The sequence below is a fragment of the Streptomyces sp. AC555_RSS877 genome, assembly GCF_019049245.1.
In the GTDB taxonomy this organism is placed as follows: domain Bacteria; phylum Actinomycetota; class Actinomycetes; order Streptomycetales; family Streptomycetaceae; genus Streptomyces.
This window is the reverse complement of the sequence record NZ_JAGMUK010000057.1, coordinates 1-8,415: the sequence shown is the minus strand read 5'-3', so window position 1 is coordinate 8,415 and position 8,415 is coordinate 1. Positions and strand designations below refer to the sequence as shown.

General features: G+C 68.7%; 8 protein-coding genes and 4 pseudogenes. 6 read left to right on the top strand and 6 right to left on the bottom strand.

What is annotated here, in order from left to right:
• Positions 1-224 precede the first annotated feature (224 nt).
• From KUM49_RS50775 to KUM49_RS48580, 4 genes and pseudogenes are all read left to right on the top strand, one after another.
• Positions 225-734, top strand: a pseudogene (locus KUM49_RS50775) (transposase); the annotation flags it as partial.
• Positions 735-776: 42 nt separating this feature from the next.
• On the top strand, positions 777-2,048 hold the full coding sequence (locus KUM49_RS50770; RefSeq protein WP_374200198.1) for a carbamoyltransferase C-terminal domain-containing protein: 1,272 nt from the start codon (positions 777-779) through the stop codon (positions 2,046-2,048).
• A gap of 31 nt (positions 2,049-2,079) precedes the next feature.
• Positions 2,080-2,556 (top strand): NUDIX hydrolase, encoded by a 477-nt coding sequence (locus KUM49_RS25370; protein WP_217239254.1) that lies wholly within the window; start codon positions 2,080-2,082, stop codon positions 2,554-2,556.
• Between the two features lie 335 nt (positions 2,557-2,891).
• Positions 2,892-3,218 carry an HAD-IA family hydrolase gene (locus tag KUM49_RS48580; protein ID WP_308406737.1) on the top strand — a complete coding sequence of 109 codons (327 nt, stop codon included), beginning with the start codon at positions 2,892-2,894 and terminating at the stop codon, positions 3,216-3,218.
• A gap of 98 nt (positions 3,219-3,316) precedes the next feature.
• On the opposite strand, the gene KUM49_RS25360 is transcribed toward KUM49_RS48580, so the two are convergent.
• Both KUM49_RS25360 and KUM49_RS25355 read right to left on the bottom strand, forming a co-directional pair.
• A complete protein-coding gene (locus tag KUM49_RS25360; protein ID WP_217239256.1) occupies positions 3,317-3,481 on the bottom strand; it encodes a hypothetical protein in 165 nt (54 codons plus the stop codon).
• A complete protein-coding gene (locus tag KUM49_RS25355) occupies positions 3,478-4,350 on the bottom strand; it encodes a hypothetical protein (protein ID WP_217239253.1) in 873 nt (290 codons plus the stop codon). The genes KUM49_RS25360 and KUM49_RS25355 overlap by 4 nt, the downstream gene beginning before the upstream one ends.
• A 437-nt stretch (positions 4,351-4,787) precedes the next feature.
• On the opposite strand from KUM49_RS25355, the pseudogene lexA reads away from it, so the two are divergent.
• Both lexA and KUM49_RS25345 read left to right on the top strand, forming a co-directional pair.
• Positions 4,788-5,469: pseudogene (gene lexA / locus KUM49_RS25350) on the top strand (transcriptional repressor LexA).
• 49 nt (positions 5,470-5,518) lie between these two features.
• Positions 5,519-6,265, top strand: a complete 747-nt coding sequence (locus KUM49_RS25345) for an SOS response-associated peptidase (protein WP_217239252.1) — start codon at positions 5,519-5,521, stop codon at positions 6,263-6,265.
• A gap of 121 nt (positions 6,266-6,386) precedes the next feature.
• On the opposite strand, the pseudogene KUM49_RS48575 reads toward KUM49_RS25345, so the two are convergent.
• From KUM49_RS48575 to KUM49_RS48570, 4 genes and pseudogenes are all read right to left on the bottom strand, one after another.
• Positions 6,387-6,497, bottom strand: a pseudogene (locus KUM49_RS48575) (DUF6207 family protein); the annotation flags it as partial.
• A 57-nt stretch (positions 6,498-6,554) separates the two neighbouring features.
• Positions 6,555-7,232, bottom strand: coding sequence for a hypothetical protein (locus KUM49_RS25340; protein ID WP_217239251.1), 678 nt, complete (start codon positions 7,230-7,232; stop codon positions 6,555-6,557).
• Between the two features lie 57 nt (positions 7,233-7,289).
• Positions 7,290-8,162, bottom strand: coding sequence for a hypothetical protein (locus KUM49_RS25335; protein WP_374200197.1), 873 nt, complete (start codon positions 8,160-8,162; stop codon positions 7,290-7,292).
• Positions 8,163-8,166: 4 nt separating this feature from the next.
• Positions 8,167-8,415: pseudogene (locus tag KUM49_RS48570) on the bottom strand (integrase); the annotation flags it as partial.

The following is an 8,415-nucleotide window of genomic DNA, read 5'->3' as shown; positions in this document are numbered from 1 at the left end:
GCGAACTGCAGTTACTCCTCGCGGTCTGGACCGGCGCCTGCCCCACCTGTCACCGCGACATGCCAGACCCCATACCGACCTGACCAAGCCCTACTAGTGCTGAATTCCGCTTTCATGGGCGTGCTCGTCCACGTCTTGATAAAATAAGCAGAGAGTGCTCCTGACCTGCAACGATGGGACTTGTCTAGGGTCCTGTTGATTGCACGGAAAGAAGCACTCTCCAGGTGAGCAAGCGTATCGGGTTGTACCCGCGTGTCCGCGTCGAGGGCGGCGGCCGCGGGGCGGTCTCGCAGGCCGGGGCCGTGCTGCTGGTCGAGACGGTCCGCAAGGTGGGTCTGGACACCGCGGTATCGGCGGCCATGGCGCCATGGCGCAAGCCGCGTACGGTGCACGACCCGGGCAAGGTCCTGCTGGATGTCGCGCTCGCAACAGCTCTGGGCGGGGACTGCCTCGCCGACGTCGCCATGCTGCGGGCCGAGCCCGACGTGTTCGGCCCGGTGGCATCCGACCCCAGGGTCTCCCGGCTCGTCGACGCCCTCGCCGCAGCCGGGCCGAAGGCCCTCACCGCGATCCGCGCGGCCCGAGCCGAAGTACGCACGCGGGTCTGGGAGCTGGCCGGGACGAACGGCCCGGCAGCCGACGGCAGCGTGATCGTGGACATCGACGGTGTCCTCGTCCTCGCGCACTCCGAGAAGCAGGACGCCACCGCGACCTGGAAGAAGACCTTCGGCCACGCCTACACCGCCTACTGCCTCAGCCCGTACGAGGAGGCGACCGTGCTGGTCGTCGACGGCGGCGGCAACAACAACGACACCGAGACCTACTACCGGGCCACCCCCGGCGGGATCGAGCGGGTGGGCGGCACCCCGCCGACCCGGCCGCGCTCCGGTGGGATCGGCGCGACCTACGAGGCCTTCACGAACTGGCTCGGCTGGCATGAGCAGGAGGCCGGCAAGACCATGTCTCTCGCCTCGTACGGCGATGCCGGCCACTACCTCGCTCCGCTGTTCGACGTCGTCGACACACACGTCCACGGACGGCTCACCCGCACCCCCGCGCCCGGCGTCGCCGACCTCGCCGAACGGACCGGCGTCGACTTCGGCCCGTACGGCAGCCGCGGCGAGCACGAGCTCGGTATCAACGCCGCCGCCTACGTCCAGAACCAGACCGAGCGCGCCCTGTGCGCGCTCGCCGAACAGACCATCGCCTCCACCGGCCTGGGCAACCTGTGCTTCACGGGCGGTGTGGCCCTCAACTGCGTCGCCGCCGACAAGATCCGCCGCCTGAACGCGGTCACCGGCTACTTTGCCCCACCCGCCTCATCCGACCGCGGCCAGGCCCTCGGCTGCGCCCTGTACGCCTGGCACCGCCTCACCGGCGAACTGCCCAGGCGGCCGCTGTCCAGCGACTACTTCGGCCGCGACTACACGTCGGAGGAGATCGAGCAGGCCCTGCGCCGCGACCCCCGTTCCGGCCTGGTCGAACGGCGCCGGACACCGTTCACATGGCGCCGCGAGAGTGACATCGCCCGAACAGCCGCCCAGATGATCGCCGACGGGAAGATCATCGGATGGTTCCAGGGCGGCGAACTCGGGCCCCGCGCGCTGGGGGCCCGCAGCATCCTCGCCGATCCCCGCACCACCGCCAGTTCCGACGCCCTCAACCAGAGGATCAAGCACCGCGAGCCATTTAGGCCATTCGCGTCGGCCATCCTCGCCGATCACGCCAGCACCTGGTTCGACCTGGACATGACCAACCCGTTCATGCTGCTGGCCCCGCCCGTCCGACCCGACCACGCCGACAAGATCGCCGGAGTCGTGCACGTCGACGGCACCGCCCGCGTCCAGACCGTCGACCCGGCCACCGCGCCCGCCTACGGGGCACTGATCGAGCACTTCCACCAGCTCACCGGAGTGCCCGTCGTCCTGAACACGTCCTACAACGACCGCGAGCCCATCGTCGAGACTCCAGCCCACGCGCTCGCCACGCTCCAGGCCTGCGATTTGGACGCGGCATGCGTTGGCGAATACCTGGTCGAGCGGTCCTGACCTGCCTTCGGGGACTGCCACACTGGAGGGCATGACGACCTCCACTCCGCCGCTGAGGGAAGCCGCCCGCGCCATCGTCCTCGACGCCGACGATCGCATCCTGCTGCTGCGCTACGACGAGAACGGCGGCTTCTGGGCGACACCCGGCGGCTCACTGGAGGACGGGGAAGACCACGCCACGGCGACGCTCCGCGAGCTAAGCGAAGAACTCGGTATCGACGAGAAGACGGTCGACCTGGGGGCGCAGCTCGCGGAGCGCAGCAAGGACCACCTCGTCGGCGGCCGTGAGGTCCGCCAGGTTGAAAAGTACTTCCTCACCCGCGTCTCCGCAGCCGACGTCGACCCGGCCCGAGTATCGCAGCCCGACAACATCCGCGAACACCGCTGGTGGACCCTCGCCGAACTGCGCGCCACGGCCGAGACCGTCTACCCTCTCGGTCTCGCCGACCTGCTCACCGGCGTCCTGGCGCACGGTGCACCCATGCACCCCGTCGTCCTGGCCGGATGAGCCTTCCACGCACCGCGCGGGAAAGCAGACTGCGGGTATGACTCAGCACCGCCCGACACACCCTTCGATGCCGTATACGGCCGTACTCTGCGACGTCGACGGCGTCCTGCGGCACTGGCCCTCCGACAACGAGATCGAACACGCTCACGGGCTGCCCGCCGGCGCACTCGCGGCCGCGGCCTTCGCTCCTGCCCGCGTCCACCCCGCCATCACCGGAGAGATCACCGACGAACAGTGGAGATCCGCCGTGGCGGCCGACCTCGCCGACAGCTGCGGCTCGAAGGAGCGCCGTAGCCGCCTGGAGCGAACTCCTCCCGCTCGTCGACCTGGAACTTGTGGACCTGCTCACCCGCGTCCGCGACTTCGCCTCCGTGGCCCTGGTCTCCAACGGAACCACACGACTGGAGCAGGACCTCGCCCGCCAGGGACTAGACAGCCTTGCCCACACTGTGGTGAACACCGCCCGCATCGGCGTCGCGAAACCCGACCCCCGCGTCTACCGCATCGCCGCCGAACGAGTCGGGGCCACGGCTGAGCGCTGCCTGTTCATCGACGACACCGAAGCCAACGTCACCGCAGCCCGCGATGCAGGAATGGCAGCCCTCCACTACCGCGGCCTCGACGAACAGCGCATGACGCTCGCGCCGCTGCTCAACCAGTAGCCCGCGTACGGCTTTCTGCCCGCTGCGCAGGGCCGCCCGCCTTTACGAAGGTCGATGTCGAGCAGATCGCCGGACCGGGCCAGCGCCGGCCCGGCGGCTCACCGTCCGAGCAGCTGATGTACGAGCGCCACGACGACGGCACCGACCCCGATCGCCACGCCCAACTCCGGGTGGCGGAAGGCCGTGTAGACCGTGAGCGCCCCGATCAACAGGAGTAGCAGCATGCGCACGCTGATCTGGCCGTCCTTGTCGTCCCCGTTCACTGATCCCCCCGCCCCCTCTGCGCGTCGGCGGCACCGCCCAGGAGTGTGGCGGCGGTGATGCCCTGCTCCTGCAAGCGGCGGCGGAATCGGTAAAGCCGTCCCTCGATGGCCTTGCGGCTGGACTCGAGATGTTCGGCGATCTCGTCCTGGGTCTCGCCGGCCACCGTGCGCGAGAGGATGGCCCGCACCTCGGGACCAGCAAGTCGCATCACCTCTTCCAGCGCACCCCGCAGGTCCGCCTGCCGCCCGGGATCTCCGTCCGCGAACAGCCCGGCCGCACGGCGCGCGAGGGGTACGGCGTCGGCGGCCGGCACGAAGACGAGCCGCCAACGGTTGCGTTGCCAGCGGCGAAACACGGTGGGGAAGTAGAGGGCCAGGCCGCCGATGAAGTAGGTCTCCAACTTTGCGCCCCGCTCCGGCGACCATGTGTGCCAGGTTCCTTCTACGTGCTTGATCGCGGCCATGAGAGTGTCCCCGGCGAGCGCATCGCGGTCCTCCACGGAGTCCTGGATGGTCCGCCGGTCATCCAGGGACGGGTACACGGGGCGGTCCTTGGCCGCGCACTTCTCGAAAATCTCGCCGTCCCTGATCATCCGCTTGAGGGTGAAGTAGCCGTAGATCCACAGCCGGTCCCGTGTCGCGGAGGGAATCTTCGCGGGGCGTCCGTCGGCCAGCACTCCGGGATCCGGATCGTCGTCTTCGAAACACCCACCCGGGGAAGAGTCGTCGTCCTCGTACCGCATCGGCCAGCTGGCGGTCGGCTCGGAGGTGCTCCACGGAGGCGTCTGCGGGACCGGCCCGTCGCCGAACAGCCAGTCCTCTTCCGCCTCGTCGAACGGTTCCCCGTCTTGAGGGCACAGGTCCTTCATCCTCGGACTCCTTCTTATTGCGTGCCCTCTCTTATGTAGGAACCAGTTTTCATCCCACGCGAAATGCCGAACAAATTGCGAGACGCGACGAGAAAACTTTCGACCTGCACCAATGCCCCTCGATGGCGGCCCGGTGCCCTCGGAGAGCGTGGGGACACCCAGCCGGAACGCGCGGGCGGTCTCCCGCGCGGGCCGACGCTCGCGTGGGCTTCGCGTCTGTCTTCTTCACTCCCATGCGTCCATCGAACGCGGTGCCGTGATCGCGGACAACGGATTCCAACGGCGAACCCGATGCACGGTATGCAAGATCAACTTGGCGGCGGGAGAGATGCTACTGAGACCCGCCTCCCGGACTTCAGGGAATCGACAAGGTGTTCCATTTATGGAGGATGGCGGGATAGGGTTCGTTCCGAACGATCTTGTACGGAGGTGCCGGGATGGAGAACACCGCGCCCGCACGCCGGCGCCGCCCCCCGGGCTCTAGGGCCGCCGAGGGGGAACTGACGAGCCGCCAGGCGGCCATCGTCCGCTACATCACGGAGACGGTCGACCGGCAGGGCTACCCTCCGTCGATGCGGGAGACCGGCCAGGCCGTGAAGCTCGCCAGTACGTCCTCGGTCGCCCATCAGCTGATGGCCCTCGAGCGCAAAGGCATCCTCTACCGCGACCCGCACACCCCCCGCGCCTACCGGGTCAGGCCCTCGTGGGCACCCGACCTGGGAGGCAGGAGCGAGGCGCCGGTCGACGTCCCGCTCGTCGGACGGATCGCCGCCGGCGCGCCGTTGCTCGCCGTTGCTCGCCGTGGAGATGGTTGAGGACGTCTACTCCATGCCCCGCCAAGTCGTGGGTGACGGCGATCTGTTCGCCCTGACTGTCTCCGGCGACTCCATGATCGACGCGTCGATCTGCGACGGCGACATCGTGACAGTACGGCGCCAGGACAGCGCCGATCACGGGGACATCGTCGCCGCGCTCCTGGACGACGAAGCCACCGTCAAGGTGCTGCGCCGGCACGACGGCCGGGTGTGGCTCATGCCCCGCAATCCGGCCTACCAGCCCATCCCCGGAGATGACGCCCGCATCCTCGGCAAGGTCGTCGGCGTCCTGCGCGTGCTGTAGACCCGGGCCGCACGGTTGCCAAGCGCTGCGGCAATGCGAGAGTGGCGGTATGTGTGGTCGATACGCATCCACTCGCAGCCCGCAGGAGCTGGCGCCGCTCTTCCAGGTGCCCGACGTCCCCGCGAAGGAGGCGCTCGCGCCCAACTGGAATGTCGCCCCGACCAACGAGGTGTGGGCCGTCCTCGAACGCGTACCCCGCGACGACAAGGAAGACATCGAGGCGGCGAAGCGGGAACTGCGGCCGCTGCGCTGGGGCCTGGTTCCGTCGTGGGCGAAGGACGTGAAGATCGGCGCCCGGATGATCAACGCGCGGGTCGAGACGGTGCACGAAAAGCCCGCGTTCCGTCGCGCGTTCACCCGCCGCCGCTGTCTGCTGCCCGCCGACGGCTTCTACGAGTGGCAGCAGGCCAAAAACCCCGCCACCGGCAAGGTGCGCAAGCAGCCGTACTTCATCCATCCCGAGGATGACCAGGTGATGGCACTCGCCGGGCTGTACGAGTACTGGCGCGACCCGGCCGTGAAGCAGGACGACGACCCGGCCGCCTGGCTGATGACCTGCACTATCATCACCACCGAAGCCACCGATACGGCCGGCCGCGTCCACCCCCGCATGCCGCTCGCCCTCACCCCCGACCACTACGACGCCTGGCTCGACCCCGCCCACCAGAGCCCCGACGAGCTGCGGGCCCTGCTCGGCCAGCCGGCCGGCGGGCACCTGAACGCCCGCCCCGTCTCCACCGCCGTCAACAACGTCCGCAACAACGGAGCCCACCTCCTGGACGAACTCACCCCCTGAAGGTGCTCAGGTAACTCCTGCGGAGGCGACTTCTGCTCAGGAAGCGAGCACGTCGCACGCCGGTATGGCACCGTAGAGCCAGGCTGGCTCCGCCGCTTCCCCCGTAGCGACGGAGCCAGCCTCACTGCATCCCGGACTCCTCCGCGTCCATGGGCCTGGGGAGCGCCTGTCGGAGATCGGTGTACAGGCGGATCCGTACGCCGGGCTGACCCGGATCCCGCGTCGCACGCTCGGCCGTCGCCGTCCCTCACGTCCGGGCGACGGCGTCCTGGAAAGCCATCACAGTCGCCTAGACGAGAGTGTCGTCCGGGTTGCCTCCGACGATCTCGATGTCGTTGTCCACTGAGGACTGGAAGCGGATGTCCGGCTTGGTGAACGAGGCGAAGATGATGTTCTTCGGCCGCCGGTTGCCGGGCAGTCGGGTCGATACCACGGTGAACACTGGATAGCCGCCATCGTTGCCGGTCACTCTCAACTCGACTCCAGCAGCCGTGAGATGACCGTTGATCGTGCTGACGGTTTTCTCCTGGAGATGCTCGTCAAGGAGGACATCCGCTGATACCAGGCCCTCGAGGAAGCGGGCGAGCCTGGCGTCCCCGGCTTCGAACGCCCCGAGGTTGTCGAAAAGGTCTTCCGTGGACCAGTCCCCGAGATTACGGAAGGCATACCGCTCGATGCGGTCCCTCAGCGTCACGGGACGCATCCCGTTCAACAGCAGGCCCCCCAGCTCCGCGAAGGAGAGGCCCGAGTCCTCGGCTATCCAGAATCGTTCAAGTAGCCGCATGAAACGGTCGTGGTGCTGGGCCAACTCCGACAGGTCGAGAGCGCGTGCCAGTTCACGGCGGGCCTTCTTGGGTATCTCGGGCGGTGCGTCCTCTTCCCACAGCAGGTCCTCGAGCCGGTAGCGCCGCGACGGACTCACATAGAGGTGGCTCTGTTCCAGGAGGTGTTGCGTGACCTGTGGCATGCGTCGGGTACCTGGCTGAGACTCATCTCCATCCGCTCGCGCTTGCTGCTGGCGTCATCAGGGACCGGTGGCATCCCCAGCTGTTCGAAGGCCGGGTTCAGCTCCCGGTGCGTCAGGCTGCCAAGCCCCGAGACGACCTCGCCGACCAGTGCGCGCAGCGTTGAACGATCCCAGCAGTCGACCATGGGCAGATGGTCGCAGAAACCAAGTGGATCCGGCATCGGCACCCAAGCAATGGGCCACATCGCGGGCGTCTGGGGTAGTTACGTCGCACGACGTCCACGCGCGTCCTCTGGGCGGCCACCTCCGTCCTGATGCCGGGCTGGCGGGCGCCGGGAGCTGATCGCGAGGGCGGCGGGGTAGAGCACCTGGCGGCCGTAGCGGACGCGGGCGCGATCGGCGACGGCTTCGACCGCGAGGGGTTTGTCGTCCGCCGAGTCGAGGGTGAGCTGCCGGGTGGCCTGGTCGGCGGGCCGAAGGGCGTCCGCGCGCAGGCGATGCTGCGAACTCGGGCGCGCTGGAGAGGGAGGGGGGGGCATACACGGCGTACGCGGTGCGGGCCAGGAGCATGGTGTGCTGGGTGGCTTCGGGCAGCGTACGGCTGCGCCGGGTGCCGCTGGAGTCGGCGTAGCGGACCTTCAAGGTCACGCCCGTCGCAACATGACCGGAACCGCGGAGGCGGGCGCCAAGGTCCTCGGCCAGGGCGAGCAGGACGCGCCGGTGGGCGGCCGGGTCGAGTTCGTCGCGGGCGAAGTGGTGCTCGGTGCTGGTGCTCGCCGGCGTCGGGGTGGGGTCGACGACCTGGGTGTCGCGGCCTTGGGCGTGCTCGTGGAGGGCACGTCCGGTGCGGGCGCCGAGCAGACGCTGCAGCATCAGTTGGGGAACCTCGGCGACGTCGCTGACGGTGTGCAGGCCGTACTCGCCGAGCATCGCGGATGACGAGGTTCCGCCCGAGCTGCACTATCCACTCGGCGGTGGGGTGTGCGGTGGCGCCGAGGATGCGGGGTGGCGTGCTTGAGAACGACAAAGGCGTACAGGCGGGCACCGGTCAGGGTGCGGACCTCGAAGAGGTCACAGGCGAGCAGTGCGTCGGCTTGGCCGCGCAGGAAGTCGGCCCAGGTGTGGCTCTGTCTCTCCGGCGCGGGCGGAATGCCGTGCTCCTTCAGGATCTCCCAGACGGTGG